Origin of the sequence: Flavobacterium sp. (assembly GCF_044338735.1) — a bacterium.
Classification (GTDB): Bacteria; Bacteroidota; Bacteroidia; order Flavobacteriales; family Flavobacteriaceae; genus Flavobacterium.
On the sequence record NZ_JBIIWV010000008.1, the window covers coordinates 1 to 21,581 of the forward strand.

Sequence of the window (21,581 nt, forward strand, 5' to 3'; positions counted from 1 at the left end):
TTTCGGCATCTGCCATTGGTATTTATCCAAGCAGTTATACAACTATTTATCATGAAACTGATACAGACATTGATGTTTCTTTTCTTGGAAATGTAGTTAAGCAATGGGAAAACGAAGTAAATCAGTTCGAAAAATTAGATGTAGTAGTTTCTAAAATACGAATTGGAATTGTTTTGGCAAAAAACGGGGGAGCACTTCAAGAAATGGCGAAACCTATTAAGTATGGTTTGGGTGCAGCTTTTGGTTCAGGAAATCAATACCAATCCTGGATTCATATTCATGATTTAGCCGCTATTTTTTATCATGTGATTGAACATAAGTCACCCGGAATTTATAATGGTGTTTCGCCTTATCCGGTTAGCAATTTAGAACTAACAAGAGCCATTGCAAAAACATCAGAAAAACCTTTATTTCTTCCCAATATTCCTCAGTTTATGATGAAATTAATCCTTGGCGAAATGCATCAAATTCTATTTTCAAGTCAACAAGTAAGTTGTAGAAAACTACTGGATGAAAATTTTCAGTTTAAATTTGCATCTCTTGATAAAGCCTTAATTGACTTATTAAAGTAGAGTATTCAATATTTTTCACTGACAATTTGACATTTTTAAACATTTGGCAATACATTTGCATTTCCATTTATTAAAGTAAAATGTTTAAAAAAATTTTCAAAAATATGAGTCAAGAGAATACTGAAAACATCGAAAAGGATCACAATACTGAAGAAAATGTTTCAGAAAATCAAGAAATTCCAACGCCAGAATTATCGTTAGAGGAACAATTACAAGAAGATTTAACCAATGAGAAGGATAAGTTTTTGCGACTTTTTGCCGAATTTGAAAATTATAAAAGACGAACTTCAAAAGAGCGTATCGATTTATTTAAAACTGCAAATCAAGAAGTTTTACAAGCGATGCTTCCCGTCTTAGATGATTTTGACAGAGCTTGGGCACAGGTTTCAAAATCGGATGATGAGGCTTTGGTTACAGGTGTTCAATTGATTCATGACAAACTTAGAACTACTCTAGTTTCCAAAGGATTAGAAGAAGTTGAAGTGAAAGCAGGCGATGTTTTTAATGCAGATTTTGCTGAGGCAATTACACAAATACCTGCTCCAAATGATAAATTAAAAGGAAAAATTGTTGACGTAATTGAAAAAGGATATAAATTGGGAGACAAAATCATTCGTTTTCCAAAAGTTGTAATTGGTCAATAATTTTACTGTTCCAACGCGATGGTTTGCGTTTTAATTATTTTTAAATTTTAAAATGAAAAAAGAATTTTACGAAATATTAGGCATTTCAAAGAATGCTTCTGCTGAAGAAATAAAGAAAGCCTATCGAAAAAAGGCAATAGAATTTCATCCCGATAAAAACCCTGGAAACAAGGAAGCTGAAGAAAAATTTAAAGAGGCTGCTGAGGCATATGAAGTATTGAGCGATCCTAATAAAAAGGCAAAATATGATCAATATGGTCATCAAGCTTTTGATGGTGGTGGTTTTGGCGGTGGTAGTCACATGAATATGGATGATATTTTCAGTCAATTTGGTGATATTTTTGGCGGTGCATTTGGCGGTGGCGGATTTTCAGGCTTTGGCGGTGGCGGCGGACAACGCAGAGTGAAAGGAAGTAATCTTCGTATCAAAGTAAAATTATCTTTGGAAGAAATTGCAAATGGAGTTGAAAAGAAAGTAAAGGTAAAACGTAAAGTTCAAGCAAAAGGAGTAACTTATAGAACGTGTCCTACTTGTAACGGATCGGGTCAAATAATGAAAATTGCGAATACCATTTTAGGTAGAATGCAAACTGCAACCACCTGTCATATTTGTAGCGGTTCAGGTCAAATATTAGATCAAAAACCTGCTGGAGCAGATGCGCAAGGAATGTTACTTGAAGACGATACAGTTTCAATCAAAATTCCTGCCGGTGTTGTGGACGGAATGCAATTAAAAGTTGCAAATAAAGGAAACGAAGCACCGGGAAGCAACAGTATTCCTGGAGATTTAATCGTAGCTATTGAAGAAATAGAACACGAATTTTTAAAACGCGAAGGTGAAAATCTGCATTATGATTTATATATTAGTGTAGCGGAAGCAGCATTAGGAGTTTCTAAAGAAATTGATACCGTTTCGGGTAAAGTGCGCATCAAATTGGAAGAAGGAATTCAATCAGGTAAAATTTTACGTTTGAAAGGTAAAGGAATTCCGAGTTTAAATTCATACGGAAACGGAGATTTATTAGTTCATGTGAATGTTTGGACACCCAAAAAATTAAATAGCGAACAAAAGCAATTTTTTGAAAGAATGCTTACCGATGAAAATTTTATTCCAAAACCTGAAAAATCAGATAAATCATTTTTTGAAAAAGTGAAAGACATGTTCTCATAATGGAGAAAAAATATAAAAATTTGAAAATCAATTTCTTAGATAATGAGTTTTTTATTTTTCATAACAATTTTCCCATCCTCTAGTAATAAAGGGTGGGTTTTTTGTAACAATGTATAAGATATATCTACTAATTAAATAATAAAAATTACTATTCTATGGGCAATATTCTCGAAATACAAAATGTAGTCAAACAGTATGGCGATTATATCGCTTTAAATAAAGTTTCATTGCAAGTTCCTACGGGCAGTATTTATGGACTTTTAGGACCAAATGGTGCTGGAAAAACTTCATTAATTCGAATCATTAATCAAATAACAATGCCCGACAGCGGCACGGTACTTTTAGATGGTGAACTTTTAAAACCAGAACATGTTCAATACATTGGTTATATGCCCGAAGAGCGAGGGTTGTATAAAACCATGAAAGTAGGTGAGCAATGTTTGTATTTGGCTCAATTAAAAGGAATGCCACTTTCTGAAGCAAAAAAACAACTTAAATATTGGTTCGAAAAATTTGAAATTGAAAGTTGGTGGGATAAAAAAATTCAAGAACTTTCTAAGGGAATGGCTCAAAAAATTCAGTTTATTGTTACTGTTTTGCATCAACCAAAATTATTGATTTTAGACGAACCTTTTTCTGGTTTTGACCCGGTGAATGCGAATTTAATTAAAGACGAAATTATCGAATTAAACAAAAAAGGTACTTCAATCATTTTTTCAACGCACCGTATGGAGTCGGTAGAAGAAATGTGCGATTATATTGCGTTGATTCATAAGTCAAATAAATTAATCGAAGGCAAGTTAGAAGATGTAAAACGACAATTCCGTTCAAATACCTTTCAAGTTGGAATTTTAACAAATGATGTTGAAGGGTTAATGGTTCAATTGACTCAAAAATTTACATTAAGTCAAACTAATTTCAAATCATTAAATGATGATTTAAAATTAGAAGTAGCTTTAGGCGAACATACTTCAAATGAGCTGCTTTCTATATTAACAAACTTTGGACAAGTTACCCATTTTGTGGAAAAAATACCGAGTGTTAACGATATATTCATTCAAACTGTAAGTAAATAATTATGAGCATCATATCCTTAATTATAAAGAGAGAATTTATTGCAAAAGTGCGCAATAAATCATTTATCGTAATGACCTTTTTAAGTCCGCTCTTATTCGTAGGAATGGCTGTGCTTGTTGGATATTTATCAACCATGAATAAAGATTCGGTAACTCAAATTGCTATTCATGATGAAGCCGGATTGCTAAAAAAAGAGTTTAAGAACGACAAATTAACGCACTATACCGATTTATCGGCTATGCCTTTTAAAACTGCCAAAGATACTTCTAGTAATAGCTATGAGGGACTTATTTTTGTTCCAAAAGTAGCAGCAGTTCAAGATTTAAAAGAAAAAGTAGAATACATCTCGGAAGATAGTCCAAGTTTGGATTTTATTTCCGATGTTGAGGAAGTCATAGATTCGGTTATCACACAAGAAAATTTAAAAGTATTGGGTTTTGATGCAGAAAAAATTGATAAAGCTAAAGGAGATTCTTCCTTAAAACTTTCAAAATTTTCTGGAGAAGAAAGCTTGAAAGGATTGAACGAAATCAAAGTAGTTATTGGAGGCTTATTTGGATATTTAATCATGATGTTTATCGTAATTTATGGCAATTTTGTAATGCGTAGTGTTATTGAAGAAAAAACATCAAGAATTATTGAAATTATCATTTCCTCTGTAAAACCTTATCAATTAATGATGGGTAAAATTATTGGAAACTCTTTAGCGGGTATTTTACAATTCCTCATTTGGGCAATAGTAGGAACTTTATTGTTTTTTATTGCCTCAACGTTTTTAGGATTACAGATGGGAGCTTCTTCAACAGTTTCTCCCGAAATGATGGATGCAGCAGCTAACGTTGATAAAATGGCTAAGTTACAAATGTATATTAATGAGATATCAAATCTTCCATTAACCACCTTAATTATAGCGTTTATTATCTATTTTATTGGAGGTTATTTTTTATACAGTTCATTATACGCTGCTATTGGCGCTGCAGTGGATTCAGAAACCGATTCGCAACAATTTTTATTACCTATTATAATGCCCTTAATTTTAGGGGTTTACATAGGTTTCTTTACTGTAATCAATGATCCGCATGGCACCGTTGCAACTGTGTTTTCAATCATTCCGTTTACTTCACCCATTGTCATGTTGATGCGTATTCCGTTTGGGGTGCCTTGGTGGCAATTAGTACTTTCTATCGTTTTATTGTTTGGAACGTTTATCTTTGTAGTCTGGTTTGCGGCAAAAATATACCGAGTTGGTATTTTAATGTACGGCAAAAAACCAACTTGGAAAGAATTATATAAATGGTTGAAATATTAAAAAGAGTTTAGAAATAAACCTTTAACCCAATACCAATAACCTTCAAAAATGAGTAAAATACTTATCATAGAAGACGAAGCAGCTATTCGAAGAGTATTGACAAAAATACTTTCCGAAGAAAATGATTCGTATAAAGTTGAAGAAGCAGAAGATGGTTTACAAGGCTTAGAAAAAGTTAAAAATGAAGAGTATGATTTGATTCTTTGCGATATTAAAATGCCAAAAATGGACGGTGTTGAGGTATTAGAAGCGGTTAAAAAAATCAAACCTGAAATTCCGATGGTTATGATTTCTGGACATGGTGATCTAGAAACCGCTATACAAACGATGCGTTTAGGAGCTTTTGATTACATTTCAAAACCACCCGATTTGAATCGATTATTAAATACGGTTCGAAATGCGTTAGATAAAAAACAATTAGTAGTAGAAAACAAAATCTTGAAAAAGAAAGTTTCTAAAAACTACGAAATGATAGGTGATAGTGAAGCGATTAATCATATCAAAACAATGATTGATAAAGTAGCTCCTACAGATGCTCGGGTTTTAATTACTGGACCAAATGGAACAGGAAAAGAGTTGGTAGCTCATCAATTACATGAAAAAAGTGAGCGTTCATCGGCACCAATTATCGAAGTAAATTGTGCGGCAATTCCTTCTGAATTAATAGAAAGTGAATTATTCGGTCATGTAAAAGGCGCTTTTACTTCGGCGGTTAAAGACAGAGCAGGAAAATTTGAAGCAGCAGATGGCGGAACCATTTTCTTGGATGAAATTGGCGATATGAGTTTGTCGGCGCAAGCCAAAGTTTTACGAGCTTTACAAGAAAATTTAATTCAAAGAGTAGGAGCAGACAAGGACATTAAAGTTAACGTTCGTGTGGTTGCGGCAACCAATAAAGATTTAAAAAAAGAAATCGAAGAAGGAAGATTTCGTGAAGATTTGTATCATCGATTAGCGGTAATATTAATCAAAGTTCCTGCTTTAAATGATCGAAGGGAAGATATACCTGCATTAATTGAACATTTTGCCTCAAAAATTGCTTTGGAACAAGGAAATGCAATAAAAAACTTCTCGAAATCGGCCATCAAATTATTACAAGAATACGATTGGACTGGAAATATTCGAGAATTACGCAATGTAGTGGAACGCTTGATTATTTTAGGTAATTCCGAAATTTCAGAACAAGACGTAAAATTATTCGCAAGTAAATAAAATAATGCTTTAAGCATTAGGCAATAGGCATTAAGTTGCTTATAGCTTTCAGCTTATGGCTTACAGCTGTAAAAAATGCAATTAAAAAAAATACATACAAGCCTTCAAAATGCATTGATTGAAAATAATTTAATCGAGGCAAATGAAATGCAACAAGAAACTTTTTCTACTATAAAAAGTGGTGTAGATGCGGTTATTCAATCGCCTAAAAAAAGTGGAAAAACAACGACCATTTTGATGAATGTCATTCAGCGAATGGAAAAACCTGTGGGCGAAAGTACGCGTGCTTTAGTTTTGGTTCAAGACAAGGAAAAAGTATTGGAAGCTTTGGAAACATTTAAGAAAATGAATCATTACACTAATTTGCGTGTTTTTGGTGTGCATGAAAAAGGGGATATGGATTATGATAAGAACCAAATTTCATTAGGTATGGACGTCTTGATTGGAACTCCTATTCGTATTAACGAAATGTTTTCCTCGGCAGGATTTAATATGAACACAATCAAAATGTTTGTAGTTGATGACATTGAAGAAATGTTGCGTAAGCGCGAAGATTCAATTATTCAACGCCTTTCTATGAGTGCCGAAAAAACCCAACGTTTGTTTTTTTGTTCCCAAATAACCGAACGTGTTGAAATTTTAGCCGATAGAGTAATGATAGAACCACTTTTCTTTGAAATGGAAGATTAAAAAAAATAATTATGGGAATAATGAAAATTTTTTCGGGAAGTGAAATTCTTGCCGAAACATTAAAACAAAAAATTGAAGCCGTTGGTGTTGATGTAATGAAGAAAGACAATTTGCAATCGGCTCGATTAGCTGGTTTTGGAAATACAGATTTGGCTGTGGAATTATTTGTAGATGAACGTTATTACGGAAAAATCAGTCCTGTTTTAGAAGAATTTAGAATGAGTTTGTAAGTTGTTTACATAAATAACTTTAAGCTTCTGTTTTGCAGGAGCTTTTTTATTGCTTTAAAATATTCTAATTGCCTAATTCACTAATTAATCTATCTTTGCACCTTTCAAAAATTTCAGTAAAAAGACTTTTAACTTTTTACTTTTAACTTTTTACTTTTAAAAATGATTACAGTAAACGACATAGCAGTAGAATTTGGCGGAACCACGCTTTTTAGTGAAGTAACTTTTGCCATCAATGAAAACGATAAAATTGCCCTTATGGGTAAAAATGGCGCCGGAAAATCTACGCTTTTAAAAATTGTTGCTGGAGAAACCAAACCTACTCGAGGGGTAATTTCGGCGCCAAGTGAAGCTGTAATTGCCTATTTGCCTCAGCATTTATTAACTTCTGATGTTTGTACCGTTATGGAAGAAACATCAAAAGCGTTTGCTGATGTCTTGAATATGAAGAAGGAAATCGACGAAATCAATGATCAATTAACGATTCGTACTGATTATGAAAGTGATGAATACATGAAATTGATTGAGCGTGTTTCAGAATTATCAGAAAAATTCTATTCGATTGAAGAAGTAAATTACGAAGCGGAAGTTGAAAAAGTATTAAAAGGTTTAGGTTTTGAACGTGAAGATTTTAACAGACAAACATCTGAATTTTCTGGAGGTTGGAGAATGCGCATTGAATTAGCAAAAATCCTATTAAAAAAACCCGATTTAATTCTTTTAGATGAGCCTACCAATCATATGGACATCGAAAGTATTCAGTGGTTAGAGGATTTCTTGATTAATCAAGCAAAAGCCGTAATGGTAATTTCCCACGATAAAACCTTTGTGGATAATATTACCAATCGAACTATTGAAGTTACAATGGGACGCATTTATGATTACAAAGCGGTATATTCTGAATATTTAGAATTACGAAAAGACAGAAGAATTTACCAACAAAAAGCATACGACGAGCAACAGAAATTCATTGCAGAAAATCAAGCGTTTATAGATCGTTTTAGAGGAACTTTTTCCAAAACAGAATCGGTGCAATCGCGTGTAAAAATGTTGGAAAAAATTGTTCCCATCGAAGTGGATGAAGTAGATACTTCGGCTTTAAAATTAAAATTCCCACCTTCGCCTCGTTCTGGACAATATCCTGTGGTGGTTGAAGGTTTGTTAAAATCGTATGGCAATCATGTGGTTTTTAAAGATGCCAATATGGTAATCGAGAGAGGTCAAAAAGTAGCTTTAGTTGGTAAAAACGGGGAAGGAAAATCAACCATGATCAAAGCCATTATGGGCGAAATTGATTTTGATGGTAAATTAGAAGTGGGTCACAATGTTCAAATTGGCTATTTTGCCCAAAATCAAGCATCGTTATTGGATGGAGATTTGACTATTTTTGAAACGATTGACCAAATTGCAGTGGGTGATGTGCGAACAAAAATCAAAGATTTATTAGGAGCTTTCATGTTCAAAGGCGATGATATTCAAAAGAAAGTAAAAGTGCTTTCGGGTGGAGAAAAAACGCGTTTAGCCATGATTAAATTGTTGTTAGAACCTGTAAATGTTTTGATTTTGGATGAGCCAACAAATCACTTGGATATGAAAACTAAAGACATCATCAAAGATGCTTTGCGCGATTTTGACGGAACATTAATTTTAGTTTCTCATGACCGTGATTTCTTGGATGGTTTGGCTGAAAAAGTATTTGAATTTGGACACAAACGTGTTAAAGAACATTTTGAAGACATTAAAGGATTCTTAGCACACAAAAAAATGGATTCTTTGAAAGAGATTGAGAAATAAATTTTTCCTATTTTTACTAAGACATAATTTAGCTTGATTAAATTTATATTGCTATTTTATGTTGTTTTTTATTAATCAAAATAACTAGCATGAAAATATATACAAAAACAGGTGATTCAGGAACAACAGCTCTATTTGGCGGAACACGTGTGTCTAAACACCACATCAGAATTGAAAGTTACGGCACGGTAGATGAATTAAATTCGCATATTGGCTTAATTCGGGATCAAGATATTAATCTTTCGTATAAAGAAGTTTTGATAGAAGTTCAAGACCGATTATTTACTGTAGGCGCTGTTTTAGCAACTCCTCCCGAAAAAGAAAAATTAAAAAACGGACAATCTCGACTTCAAAATTTAGGAATTATTCCTTCAGATGTAGAATATCTTGAAAAAGAAATTGACCAAATGGAAGAGGCATTACCACCCATGACTCATTTTGTGTTACCTGGCGGACATACAATAGTGTCATATTGTCATATTGCACGCTGTGTTTGTAGAAGAGCAGAACGTTTAGCGGTTCATTTAAATGACATTGAGCCAACAGATGAAATGGTAATTACTTATTTAAACCGACTTTCTGACTATCTTTTTGTCTTGGCACGAAAGTTGTCTTTTGACTTAAACGCTGACGAAGTAAAATGGATTCCAAGAAAATAATTCATGATTTTTGAATTCAAAAGTCTTTTATTAAAGGCCTAAAATCATAAATAAATAGTCTAAAATCAGCATTCAGAATACACGTTCTTAAATATTTTAAAAAAAAGTAAAAAAAAACTTGACTTTTTAAGTAATAAATTTATTTTTGCATAAACTTAAATCGATAAAAAGATGTATTGGACATTAGAATTAGCATCCTACTTAAGTGATGCACCTTGGCCAGCAACCAAAGATGAACTTATCGACTACGCTATTAGAACTGGAGCACCGCTAGAAGTAGTGGAAAACTTACAGTCTATAGAAGACGAAGGAGAAATCTATGAATCAATGGAAGAGATTTGGCCAGATTATCCTACTGACGAAGATTATCTTTGGAATGAGGACGAATATTAAAAAAGAAATAAACACAACAGAAAAAGTCTCTTCACTGAGGCTTTTTTTTTGGTTATATTTGCAAACCATTAGAAAATAATAATTATGAGTATCATAAATTCAATATTGAAAGCTTTCGTAGGAGATAAATCAGAGAAAGATGTAAAAGCTATTCAACCATTAGTTACCAAAGTAAAATCTTTTGAAAGTGCTTTACAAGTATTATCTCATGACGATTTGCGTGCTAAAACTGCCCAATTCAAATTAAAAATACAACAAGCCCGTGCTGAAAAAGATGCAAAAATTGCTTCTTTGAAACAAGATGCCGAACAAACACAAGATATTGATGCTCGGGAAGATATTTATGCTGAAATCGATACAGTCGAAAAAGAAGCATACGAAATTTCAGAGAAAGTATTAAACGAAATTCTTCCTGAAGCCTTTGCAGTTGTAAAAGAAACTGCTCGTCGTTTTAAAGAAAACACTTCAATATCGGTTACAGCTTCACCAAAAGATCGTGAATTATCAGCTTCTAAATCATACATAAAAATTGAAGGAGATAATGCAACTTGGGCAAACTCATGGAATGCTGCAGGAAAAGCAATCACTTGGGACATGATTCACTACGATGTTCAGTTAATAGGAGGAGTTGTATTGCATCAAGGAAAAATCGCCGAAATGCAAACCGGTGAAGGAAAAACATTAGTTGCTACACTTCCTTTGTATTTGAATGCTTTAACAGGAAATGGAGTCCATTTAGTAACCGTTAATGATTACTTAGCTAAACGTGATAGCACCTGGAAGGCGCCGCTTTTTGAATTTCACGGAATGACCGTTGATTGTATTGATAATCATCAGCCCAACTCTCCTGAAAGAAGAAAAGCCTATGAGGCGGATATTACCTACGGAACAAATAACGAATTTGGTTTTGATTATTTGCGTGATAATATGGCACATGCACCCGAAGATTTAGTGCAGAGAAAACACAATTTTGCTATTGTGGATGAGGTCGATTCGGTTTTAGTAGATGATGCTAGAACACCTTTGATTATTTCTGGTCCTGTTCCACAAGGTGATCGTCATGAATTCAATGAATTAAAACCAAAAGTTGATAATTTAGTTGCATTACAACGCAAATTAGCAACCGATTGTTTAACAGAAGCAAAACGCTTGTTTAAAGAAGGAAATAGTAAAGAAGCTGGTTTTAATTTGCTTCGTTCATACAGAGCTTTGCCAAAAAGTAAAGCCTTGATTAAATTTTTATCAGAAGATGGAGTAAAACAATTACTTCAAAAAACAGAAAATCAATACATGCAAGATAACAATAGAGAAATGCCAAAAATTGATGAGGCGTTATATTTTGTTATCGAAGAAAAAAACAATCAGGTTGAATTAACAGACAACGGAATTCAATATCTATCTCAGGATACCGATGCACAGTTTTTTGTTTTACCCGATATTGGCACTGAAATTGCTCAAATTGAAAAAGAAAACCTTTCTACAGAAGCAGAAGCAGAAAGAAAAGAGGAATTATTTAAAGACTTTTCAATAAAATCAGAACGTATTCATACTTTGACACAATTGCTTAAAGCCTACACTTTATTTGAAAAAGACACCGAATATGTGATCATGGAAAATAAAGTTATGATTGTTGATGAGCAAACAGGTCGTATTATGGACGGACGTCGATATTCAGACGGTTTACATCAAGCTATTGAAGCTAAAGAAAATGTAAAAATTGAAGCGGCAACCCAAACTTTTGCAACGATTACTTTACAGAATTATTTCCGTATGTACAGCAAATTAGGCGGTATGACTGGAACTGCTGTTACTGAAGCAGGTGAATTTTGGGAAATCTACAAATTAGATGTTGTGGAAATTCCTACAAATAGACCGATGGCACGTAAAGACAAAGAAGATTTGATTTATAGAACGGTTCGTGAAAAATTCAATGCCGTGATTGAAGATGTTGTTGAGCTTTCAAAAGAAGGTCGTCCAGTGCTTATCGGAACCACTTCGGTTGAGATTTCAGAATTATTAAGCCGAATGTTAAAAATAAGAGGTATTCAACACAATGTATTGAATGCTAAAATGCACAAAAGTGAAGCTGAAATTGTTGCTGAAGCTGGAAAACCAGGAGTAGTTACTATTGCAACTAATATGGCGGGTCGTGGTACCGATATTAAATTATCTGACGAAGTTAAAAAAGCAGGTGGTTTAGCAATTATTGGAACAGAACGTCACGATTCACGTCGTGTAGACCGTCAGTTAAGAGGTCGTGCGGGTCGTCAAGGAGATGTGGGTAGTTCACAATTCTACGTGTCGCTTGAAGATAACTTAATGCGTTTATTTGGCTCGGAAAGAGTAGCAAAAGTAATGGATAGAATTGGTCTGAAAGAAGGTGAAGTAATTCAACATTCTATGATGACAAAATCGATCGAAAGAGCGCAGAAAAAAGTCGAAGAAAACAATTTTGGAGTGCGTAAACGTTTGTTAGAATATGACGACGTAATGAATGCACAAAGAGAAGTGGTTTATAAAAGAAGACGCCATGCCTTACACGGCGAACGATTAAAAGTGGACATCGCAAACATGATGTATGATACTTGCGAATTAGTCGTGGAACAAAATAAGTTAGTTGGTGATTTTAAAAACTATGAGTTTGAATTAATTCGCTATTTTTCAATTAGTTCGCCAATTTCAGAAGCTGACTTTGGAAAATTAACTGATCGAGAAATCACGGGTAAAACATATAAAGCTGTTTTACAACATTATAACGATAAAATTGCTAGAAATGCTGCTGAAGCGTTACCAATTATCAAAAATGTTTATGAAAACAATAACGGTCAATATTTACGAATTATCGTTCCGTTTACCGATGGAATCAAATCGTTAAATGTAGTTACCGATTTAGAAAAAGCATATACTTCTGAAGGAAAAACTTTGGTGACTGATTTTGAGAAAAACATCACGTTAGCAATTGTTGATGAAGCTTGGAAAAAGCACTTACGTAAAATGGACGAATTGAAACAATCAGTTCAGTTAGCGGTTCACGAACAAAAAGATCCATTATTAATTTATAAATTTGAAGCCTTTAATTTGTTCAAAAAACTGATTGACGATGTAAATAAAGAAGTTATTTCTTTCTTATTCAAAGGGAATTTACCTTCGCAAAACCCATCGGACATTCATGAAGCAAAACAAGTGCGCCAAAAACAAAATTATACCGAATCTAAACAAGATTTAGATGGTAATGATGCTGCCAATGAAGCAAGAAGAGCTGGTGAAATGGCAAGTCAAAGACCTAACGTAACTGAAACTATTACTAGAGAAACGCCAAAAATTAATCGAAATGACACCGTAACTATCAAACACGTTATGAGTGGTAAAACCGAAACCATGAAATTCAAAAAAGCTGAAAGTATGTTAGCTTCTGGCGAATGGGTTTTGGTTAACGAATAATTGATTCATTTAAAAATAAACTAATCCTCAATTACCAAAAGTAGTTGGGGATTTTTTATATTTGATAAAATTTCCAAAAATGCAAACAATTCCAACAAATAACATCATTTACACCGAATTTTTCAATCAAGTTAGAGCTAGTATCGCAGCTGGTACTTTTGCGAAACTAACATTGGCCAAAACCGTTGGAAAACCCGAATTGCAGAATATTTATGTAAAAACTATTGTGGAAGACAAAGTTTTAAAACTTTCTATGACGTATAAAATTTACACGACTGAGAAGCAAGAAGTGGTAAAAATCTGCAAATTAGACGATTTAGAATCCGAATTAATTCCGCACATCAACAATCCGTTTTTATCGGCATTATTATTTACAACTGAAGCTGACATTACAATGAAATTAAACAAAAAGCGTATTGCCAATATTATTGAACAAGCGCCTACGTTTAAAAATGCGGATCAAAATTTAATAGATTTCCTGGCTAGTAATTAATTTGTAGCATCAGGAAATATTTTCCCAGGATTCAATATGTTATTGGGATCGAAAACAGCTTTAATGCGTTCCATTAATTCTAGATGTACTTTTGAAAATGCAATATCCATGTAGTTTTTTTGTACTAAACCAATGCCGTGTTCTCCCGAAAGTGTTCCTTTTAAACCAACTGTCAATTCAAAAATTTCACGAATCCCTTTTGGAACTTCCGTTTTCCAATTATCGTCGGTCATTGTTCCTTTGATTATATTTACATGCAAATTACCATCACCGGCATGGCCATAACACACTGATTGAAATCCATATTTTGTACCGATTTCTTTTATTCCTTTTAACAATTTAGGCAATTCATATCTTGGTACAACCGTATCTTCTTCTTTGTAAATCGAATTTGCTTTTACAGCTTCCGCCACAGAACGGCGCATTTTCCAAAGCGCATTTTTTTGTTCTTCGGTATCGGCAAATAGCACTTCATCGATTTCAAATTGTTCTACAACTGCCAAAATTTGCTCTGCTTCTTGCATTAAAGTTTCTGGATAATTACCATCAACTTCAATTAACAAATGCGCTTGAACTTTATCATTTACTGACACATTTAACCCGTCAACAAATTTCAATGTCCAATCAATTGCATCGCGTTCCATGAATTCTAAAGCACTAGGTACAATTCCTGCTCTAAAGATTGCTGAAACTGCTTCACATGCTTGTTCTGCTTTATAAAAAGGAACTAGTAATAATACGTTATGTTTATTTTGAGGGATTAATTTAAGTACAATTTTAGTAACAATTCCTAATGTGCCTTCGCTACCTACCATTAATTGCGTTAGATTGTAACCAGTCGAATTTTTTAAGGTATTGGCTCCAGTCCAAATGACATCACCCGTAGGTAAAACCACTTCTAAATTCAGCACATAATCTTTGGTAACGCCATATTTCAAAGCTCTTGCACCACCCGAATTTTCGGCAATATTGCCACCAATCCAACAACTTCCCATACTACTTGGATCTACTGGATAAAGAAGCCCTTTTTCGGCAACCGCTTCACGCAAAACTTGAGTAATCACTCCTGGTTCGGTTGTAATTTGTAAATTTTGCTCATCAATTTCTATAATTTTATTGAACCGTTCCATTGAAATTCCAATACCACCAAAAATTGATAAAGCACCGCCACTTAAACCAGTACGTGCTCCAATAGGAACAGTAGGAATTTTGTACGTGTTTGAAATTTTTAAAATTTGGGCTACTTCCTTTGTATTTGAAGGTTTTACAACAACATGAGGTGGAAAATTCAAATCTTCTGTTTCATCATGACCATATAATTTTCGAGTTGCCTCGTCGGTAAAAAGATACGATGAACCAACAATTTTTTCAAGTTCAGAAAGTATTTCAGGATTTAAATTCATTAGTTTTGAATGGATAAAATTTGCTACATTTACAAAATAAAACTTTTTTTCTTGAGTAAAAGTAATAAAAAATCGGCACTTTCAGAAATTCATGGTGTGGAACAACCCGAAACATTAAGTAGGATTGTAGCACATCAAATTCAACAATCCCGAAGAAAAAAACCTTTGGCTGAAGAATTGATTGCTGGAATTTTGAAAGGTGATAAAACCGCTTTGAGTCGCGCCATTACTTTGGTCGAAAGTACCAATCCTGAACATTTAGAAAAGGCCAATGAGGTAATTAAAGGTTGTTTGCCTCATGCAAATAATTCTAATCGCATAGGAATAACTGGTGTTCCAGGTGTTGGAAAAAGTACGTTTATAGAAGCTTTTGGAACCTATTTAACTTCTATTGGCAAAAAAGTTGCCGTTTTAGCGGTAGATCCTAGTTCGTCTATCAGTTATGGTAGTATTTTGGGTGATAAAACCCGAATGGAAGAATTGGTAAAAGATAAAAATGCTTATATCCGACCAAGTGCTTCGGGTGATACCTTAGGCGGAGTTGCTAGAAAAACGCGTGAAACTATTATTTTATGTGAAGCTTGTGGTTTTGATACGATTATCATTGAAACCGTTGGGGTAGGTCAAAGTGAAACTGCGGTTCACAGTATGGTTGATTTCTTTCTATTGTTGAAAATTTCAGGAGCTGGCGATGAATTGCAAGGTATAAAACGCGGAATTATGGAAATGGCAGATACTATCGTAATTAATAAAGCCGATGGCGATAATATTGCGAAAGCCAAATTAGCTAAAACTGAATTTAGTAGAGCGTTGCATCTTTTTCCAGCTAAATCTTCGGGGTGGATTCCTAAAGTGACCACTTGCAGTGCATATGAACAAACAGGAATTGATGCAATTTGGGATATTATTTCCGAGTATTTAGAATTAGTAAAAGCGAATCATTATTTTGAAGAAAAGCGTCAAAATCAAAACCAATTTTGGATGATGGAAACCATTAACGAACAATTGAAATCGCACTTTTATAACCATCCGAATGTTAGTCAACTATTAGAAGAAAATAAAAAATCCGTTTCAACCAATGAGATTTCACCATTTGCAGCGGCTATGGATTTGTTGAAACAATATTTTAATAAAGAGTAATTAGCTATTCTTTAAATCTGAACACTATTCCTGCTCGTAACGTTCAATTTCTCTGTCGTAGAATTCTCCAGCAATGGTAATTAAATGTTCCATTTCCGATTCTAATTCTTTTTCATCTTCTTCTTCAATATCTTCTAAAAATTCCACTTCGTCGTCTTTTAAATTGATTACAAATCGTGGGTATTCTAAATGGATTACAAAAATATCTTCAGAAAAATCAGTATTGTCTCCGATAACAAATTTTGGTAAAGTCATGATTTTATATTTTATTTTTATGTTTTAGTCTTGTAATTGAACTGCTTCTGTTATTTGTTTATGAACCAGTTTTTTTGTCAAATAATTAAAGCGAATATACAAAAATATTGCTGCCACTGTTAATCCTGCTAATAATCCAATCCAAATTCCTGTTGCTTTTAATTCGGTGTACAAACCCAAATAAAATGAAATTGGAAAACCAATAACCCAATACGCCACAAACGTAATATACATTGGCACTTTTACATCTTGTAAACCACGAAGCGCCCCTAAAACTACAACTTGTATTCCATCTGATATTTGAAAAACTGCCGCTACTAAAAGTAATTGTGCCGCAATTTTAATCACTTCTTTATTATCTAAGGCTTGATTTATATTTTCTAAATCAAGAAATAATGGCGGGAGATAATTGTGAAAAATTATGAAGAATAGAGCAAAAACAATCTCAATAATTATGGCTAATAAAAAAATAGATTTTGCAACAACTACTAATTTTATATAATCGTTCAATCCTTTTTGATTCGAAATTCTAATCATTGCAGTAACACTCAGTCCCATAGCAAACATAAAAGTTATAGTAGCTAAGGTTAAGGCAATTTGATTTGCTGCCTGACTCGTTTTTCCTATTGACCCACTAATCCAAATTGCAGCGGTAAACAAACTAACTTCAAAAAGCATTTGCATTGCCGATGGTGTTCCTAAGTTTACTATTTTTTTTAAGACGGATTTTTTAATTTCTTTGAAACTAAAATCTTTGAAATATTTTTTTATGTTTTTGTCATATTTTAAAATATAATGCATGAATACCACCATCATAATTCTAGAAATCACGGTGCCTAATGCCGCACCCAAAATGCCTAATTTTGGAAAAATCCAAATCCCGTAAATTAAGACATAATTGAAAAAAATGTGCACAACATTAGCCATGAAAATGGCGTACATAGAATATTTGGTTTTTGATAGGCCATCTGCAAATTGTTTATATCCTTGATAAATAATCACAGGAATTAATGAAAAAGCAACCCAATCAATATAAGGATAAGCCATTTCTACCACCTCAATAGGTTGGTGCATGAGTAACATAATTGGTTTGGCTAAAACAATTATTATAAAAAGAGCTACTCCTAAAATAGTGCACAAAAGCAACCCATGATGAAAAGTGGAACGTATTTTTTTTTCGTCTTTTTCAGAATCGGCTTCAGCAATTAGGGGCGTTATTGCAGTTGAAAAACCTATGCCAAGTGACATTGCAATAAAAATAAAACTATTTCCTAATGATACTGCTGCTAATTCTGTTGCGCCTAGTTTTCCAACCATTATATTATCAACAATTCCAATTAGCGTATGTCCTAACATTCCTAGAATTATTGGATAAGCTAATTTGAAATTATAAGAAAACTCTTTGGTATAGTTAGAAAAACTCATTTTGGATATTTTGAGGCAAAGGTAAAAAAATAAACTCCGAAAGCATTAAAAACACTGTCGGAGTTTAAAAGAAAATAGTTATTTCTTAATATTTGGATTTAGTGTATCGCTTTCGATAATTCCATCACGTAAACGGATGATTCTGTGGGCATAAGCAGCAATCTCTTCCTCGTGCGTTACCAAAATTACGGTATTTCCATTAGTGTGAATTTCATTAAATAAATTCATGATTTCCACCGAAGTTTTACTATCTAGATTTCCTGTAGGTTCATCAGCTAAAATGATAGAGGGTCTGTTTACCAGAGCTCTCGCCACAGCTACACGTTGGCGCTGTCCTCCTGATAATTGATTTGGTTTGTGATCCATTCGGTCATCAAGTCCTACTTGCGTTAATACTTCTGTTGCTCTTTCTATGCGTTCTGATTTTGAAAATCCAGCATAAACCATCGGTAAAGCCACATTGTCTAAAGCGGTTGTTCTTGGCATTAAGTTAAACGTTTGAAATACGAACCCAATTTCTTTATTTCGAATTCCAGCCAATTCATCGTCTTGCATTTCGCTCACGTGTTTTCCGTTCAAAATGTAAGTTCCAGATGTTGGTGTATCTAAACAACCTAAAATGTTCATCAATGTTGATTTTCCAGAACCCGAAGGTCCCATCAATGCTACATATTCACCTTTCTTAATTTCTAAATCGATGCCTTTTAAAACATACACGATTTCGTTTCCTAAAGGAAAATCTCTTTTGATATTGGTTATTTTGATTAATGATTCTGCCATTTTGAATGTCGAATGATGATTAACGAATGATGATTTTAGAAGTTTTAAATTCCGATTCCATTAATAAGTAGAATAAAGTTGTTATTTGTTACATTTTAATTCGAATTCTTTCAAATAAATGAGAAGTAATAGTTTTATTCGGATTGATGATAAAATGTTCTTTTTTTTGCTCTTTTCGGATGAATAACAAGCCTAAATTAAAGGTTTCGATACTGCAAGTAATCGTTTCATGCTGATGTAAATAGTTCCAAATTTTTTCATTTGCTTTGGTTTGATGAATGTTCTCAATGAAAATACAGGTTTCATTTTTACAAAAGGGTAGTGTTTTCTCGATAGAAAAATCATTAATAGAATCACCCGATACAATTAAACCATCTACCATTGTATTGAATTCTTGTTGGGCAACAAAACGCTTACATTCTTTCAAATTGAAATAGTGTATTGTTTTTAAAATGAGTTTGTTGGTTGAAGGATATTTTGAATTTTCAAAGGGAAAGCTGGAAGCATAAAAACATTTCGTAACCAAATCAAACACAAACGGCGAATGCACTCCGTGTTCGTTTTTAGAATGGAAAAGGAATTTTATATATGATTTAATTTGTTGTAACACTAAGTTTCTCAAAGTTTAGCACAAAGTAACACAAAGAATTTATAAGAAAAAAACTTAGTGTAAAACGTGGTGTTACATTGTGAAACTTTATTCCATTTTACTAGACAACTCAAACCAACGCTCTTCTTTTTCTTCTAAAGACCGAATGATTTTTTGCAATTCATTGGCTTTCGCTTCAATTGTATCATCAGAAACTTTTCCGTCCGAAAATTCTTGTTCTATTTGTTTTTTGTTGTATTCTAAATCTTTAATGTCTTTTTCAATTTTATTAAATTCCTTTTGCTCGTTGAAATTTAAACTCGCTTTTGCATGATTGTTTTGTTTCCAACTTCCTTTATCGGTACTTACGCTATTTAAAACTTTTGGTTCTGCCGAATCTTCATAACTTCTAAAATCTGAATAATTTCCAGGAAAATCTTCAATTTCGCCTTCGCCTCTAAAAACAAATAAATGATCCACAATTTTATCCATAAAATAGCGATCGTGACTCACCACTAACAAACAACCGGGAAAATCTAATAAGAAACTTTCTAATACATTTAAGGTTACGATATCTAAGTCATTTGTTGGCTCATCTAAAATTAAGAAATTCGGATTCTGAATTAAAACGGTACATAAATACAAACGTTTCAATTCGCCACCACTTAATTTTTCTACAAAATCGTATTGTTTTTTTGCATCAAATAAAAAGCGTTCTAACAATTGCGAAGCCGAAATAATTTTGCCTTTCGTCAACGGAATATATTCGCCATATTCTTTAATAATATCGATGACTTTTTGCCCTGGTTTTGGGTTGATGCCACTTTGTGTGTAATACCCAATTTTAATGGTATCGCCAATAATTACTTTCCCAGAATCTGGTTGCATAGTTTTGGTTAAAATATTTAAGAAAGTAGATTTTCCAGTTCCGTTTTTACCAATAATTCCAATGCGTTCGCCCCGTTGAAACGAATAGCTAAAATCTTTTAAAATGGTTCGGTCAGGAAAGTTTTTGTTCAATTTTACCATTTCGATAATCTTGCTTCCCATGCGCTCCATGTTGATTTCGAGCTCCACAACATTTTCTTTTCTTCTACTTTCAGCTTTTTCTTTAATCACGTAAAAATCATCTTGGCGCGATTTAGATTTTGTGGTTCTCGCTTTTGGTTGGCGACGCATCCAAGCCAATTCTTTTACGAATAAATTTTGCGCTTTATCAATACTCGAATTTTCAGAAGCTAAACGTTCTTCTTTTTTCTCTAAATAATAGGAATAATTGCCTTTGTATTGATAGATTTTTCCGTTGTCTAATTCAATGATTTCATTACAAACACGTTCTAAAAAGAAACGGTCGTGCGTTACCATAAACAAGGTAATGTTTTCTTTAGCAAAATAATCTTCTAACCATTCAATCATCTCTAAATCTAAGTGATTGGTTGGTTCGTCTAAAATTAATAAATCGGGTTTGCTAATTAAGATAATCGCTAATGATAAACGTTTTTTTTGTCCACCCGACATGTTTTTAACCTTCATTTTCAAGTCTTCCAACTTCAGTTTGTACAAAATTTGTTTGAATTGCGTTTCAAAATCCCAAGCATTGTGTCGATCCATATCATCAAAAGCTCTTTGATACGCTTCTTCTTCGTTTGGATTTTCTAGCGCTTTTTCATAGCGTTCAATTACTTTCAGAATTTCATTATCTGAAGCAAAAATATTTTCCTCAATGGTTAATTCGTCTTGCAAATTATTATTTTGCGACAAAAAGGCCATGTTAATCTCTTTTCGAATCACCACTTGACCGGTATCGGGTTCATCTAAGCCATTAATCATGTTCATAATGGTGGTTTTTCCCGAACCGTTTTTAGCGATAAAAGCTATTTTTTGATCTTTATTAATTCCAAACGAAACGTCTTTAAATAGAATACGTTCGCCATAAGATTTAGATATATTTTCGACTGATAAATAATTCATTATTAATTTGAAAATTTGTAGATGAGGCAATTTGAAAATTGATAGGTGCAAAAATAGGTTATTGTAACTAAAGATTATAGATTATTTCATAACTTTGTGAAAATGCAGTTTATGACTTCCAAAAAGAAAAATAGAATAGAAGAGCCGACAGAGGCTTATGAAGTAACTCCTAAAGATGAAGTAACTTCTGAAGAATTACATCCTGTTTTGGTTCAAATGCTTGAAATTGGACTCAGACAAATCGAATTGGGCCAAACTAAGCCTCATGAGCAAGTTATGGCTGAAATGAAGAAAAAATACAATTTCAAATAAAAGAATGTATTCGATTCATTG

General features: G+C 33.3%; 21 protein-coding genes. 15 read left to right on the forward strand and 6 right to left on the reverse strand.

The window, feature by feature from the left end; translation table 11 throughout:
• The 13 genes from ACIQZC_RS01195 to ACIQZC_RS01255 all read left to right on the forward strand — a co-directional run.
• A partial coding sequence (locus ACIQZC_RS01195) for a DUF1731 domain-containing protein (protein WP_396137411.1) occupies window positions 1-572 on the forward strand: 572 nt, incomplete at its 5' end.
• A gap of 104 nt (window positions 573-676) precedes the next feature.
• On the forward strand, window positions 677-1,216 hold the full coding sequence (locus ACIQZC_RS01200) for a nucleotide exchange factor GrpE (protein ID WP_396137412.1): 540 nt from the start codon (window positions 677-679) through the stop codon (window positions 1,214-1,216).
• A gap of 52 nt (window positions 1,217-1,268) precedes the next feature.
• Window positions 1,269-2,387: a molecular chaperone DnaJ gene (dnaJ, locus tag ACIQZC_RS01205; protein ID WP_396137413.1), complete on the forward strand. Its 1,119-nt coding sequence runs from the start codon at window positions 1,269-1,271 to the stop codon at window positions 2,385-2,387.
• A 155-nt stretch (window positions 2,388-2,542) separates the two neighbouring features.
• The gene (locus ACIQZC_RS01210) at window positions 2,543-3,463 is read left to right on the forward strand and encodes an ABC transporter ATP-binding protein (protein ID WP_396137414.1); all 921 of its coding nucleotides are present in this window, start codon (window positions 2,543-2,545) and stop codon (window positions 3,461-3,463) included.
• A 2-nt stretch (window positions 3,464-3,465) separates the two neighbouring features.
• A complete protein-coding gene (locus tag ACIQZC_RS01215; RefSeq protein WP_396137415.1) occupies window positions 3,466-4,773 on the forward strand; it encodes an ABC transporter permease in 1,308 nt (435 codons plus the stop codon).
• Between the two features lie 48 nt (window positions 4,774-4,821).
• Complete coding sequence (locus ACIQZC_RS01220; RefSeq protein WP_396137416.1) at window positions 4,822-5,985, forward strand: sigma-54-dependent transcriptional regulator; 1,164 nt, start codon at window positions 4,822-4,824, stop codon at window positions 5,983-5,985.
• A 75-nt stretch (window positions 5,986-6,060) separates the two neighbouring features.
• Window positions 6,061-6,675, forward strand: coding sequence for a DEAD/DEAH box helicase (locus ACIQZC_RS01225; protein ID WP_396137417.1), 615 nt, complete (start codon window positions 6,061-6,063; stop codon window positions 6,673-6,675).
• Window positions 6,676-6,686: 11 nt separating this feature from the next.
• A complete protein-coding gene (locus tag ACIQZC_RS01230) occupies window positions 6,687-6,905 on the forward strand; it encodes a DUF2007 domain-containing protein (protein ID WP_396137418.1) in 219 nt (72 codons plus the stop codon).
• 162 nt (window positions 6,906-7,067) lie between these two features.
• Window positions 7,068-8,699 (forward strand): ABC-F family ATP-binding cassette domain-containing protein, encoded by a 1,632-nt coding sequence (locus ACIQZC_RS01235; protein ID WP_396137419.1) that lies wholly within the window; start codon window positions 7,068-7,070, stop codon window positions 8,697-8,699.
• 89 nt (window positions 8,700-8,788) lie between these two features.
• Window positions 8,789-9,358, forward strand: a complete 570-nt coding sequence (locus tag ACIQZC_RS01240) for a cob(I)yrinic acid a,c-diamide adenosyltransferase (RefSeq protein WP_396137420.1) — start codon at window positions 8,789-8,791, stop codon at window positions 9,356-9,358.
• Window positions 9,359-9,529: 171 nt separating this feature from the next.
• Entirely contained in the window at window positions 9,530-9,751 is a 222-nt protein-coding gene (locus ACIQZC_RS01245) for a DUF2795 domain-containing protein (RefSeq protein WP_002986941.1), read from the forward strand.
• A gap of 84 nt (window positions 9,752-9,835) precedes the next feature.
• A complete protein-coding gene (gene secA / locus ACIQZC_RS01250) occupies window positions 9,836-13,192 on the forward strand; it encodes a preprotein translocase subunit SecA (protein WP_396137421.1) in 3,357 nt (1,118 codons plus the stop codon).
• Between the two features lie 79 nt (window positions 13,193-13,271).
• A complete protein-coding gene (locus ACIQZC_RS01255; RefSeq protein ID WP_396137422.1) occupies window positions 13,272-13,685 on the forward strand; it encodes a hypothetical protein in 414 nt (137 codons plus the stop codon).
• On the opposite strand, the gene ACIQZC_RS01260 is transcribed toward ACIQZC_RS01255, so the two are convergent.
• Complete coding sequence (locus ACIQZC_RS01260) at window positions 13,682-15,088, reverse strand: FAD-binding oxidoreductase (RefSeq protein ID WP_396137423.1); 1,407 nt, start codon at window positions 15,086-15,088, stop codon at window positions 13,682-13,684. The genes ACIQZC_RS01255 and ACIQZC_RS01260 overlap by 4 nt on opposite strands.
• Before the next feature lie 9 nt (window positions 15,089-15,097).
• Between ACIQZC_RS01260 and meaB the strand changes: the two genes are divergently transcribed.
• The gene (gene meaB, locus ACIQZC_RS01265; protein ID WP_396137424.1) at window positions 15,098-16,228 is read left to right on the forward strand and encodes a methylmalonyl Co-A mutase-associated GTPase MeaB; all 1,131 of its coding nucleotides are present in this window, start codon (window positions 15,098-15,100) and stop codon (window positions 16,226-16,228) included.
• 24 nt (window positions 16,229-16,252) lie between these two features.
• On the opposite strand, the gene ACIQZC_RS01270 is transcribed toward meaB, so the two are convergent.
• The 5 genes from ACIQZC_RS01270 to ACIQZC_RS01290 form a co-directional block, all read right to left on the reverse strand.
• Complete coding sequence (locus tag ACIQZC_RS01270) at window positions 16,253-16,483, reverse strand: hypothetical protein (protein ID WP_396137425.1); 231 nt, start codon at window positions 16,481-16,483, stop codon at window positions 16,253-16,255.
• Window positions 16,484-16,507: 24 nt separating this feature from the next.
• Window positions 16,508-17,908 (reverse strand): MATE family efflux transporter, encoded by a 1,401-nt coding sequence (locus tag ACIQZC_RS01275; protein WP_396137426.1) that lies wholly within the window; start codon window positions 17,906-17,908, stop codon window positions 16,508-16,510.
• Between the two features lie 78 nt (window positions 17,909-17,986).
• A complete protein-coding gene (locus ACIQZC_RS01280) occupies window positions 17,987-18,688 on the reverse strand; it encodes an ABC transporter ATP-binding protein (RefSeq protein WP_396137427.1) in 702 nt (233 codons plus the stop codon).
• A gap of 88 nt (window positions 18,689-18,776) precedes the next feature.
• Window positions 18,777-19,115 carry a hypothetical protein gene (locus tag ACIQZC_RS01285; RefSeq protein ID WP_396137428.1) on the reverse strand — a complete coding sequence of 113 codons (339 nt, stop codon included), beginning with the start codon at window positions 19,113-19,115 and terminating at the stop codon, window positions 18,777-18,779.
• Between the two features lie 270 nt (window positions 19,116-19,385).
• Window positions 19,386-21,248: an ABC-F family ATP-binding cassette domain-containing protein gene (locus ACIQZC_RS01290; protein WP_396137429.1), complete on the reverse strand. Its 1,863-nt coding sequence runs from the start codon at window positions 21,246-21,248 to the stop codon at window positions 19,386-19,388.
• 102 nt (window positions 21,249-21,350) lie between these two features.
• On the opposite strand from ACIQZC_RS01290, the gene ACIQZC_RS01295 reads away from it, so the two are divergent.
• Window positions 21,351-21,560, forward strand: coding sequence for a hypothetical protein (locus tag ACIQZC_RS01295; RefSeq protein ID WP_396137430.1), 210 nt, complete (start codon window positions 21,351-21,353; stop codon window positions 21,558-21,560).
• Window positions 21,561-21,581 lie beyond the last annotated feature (21 nt).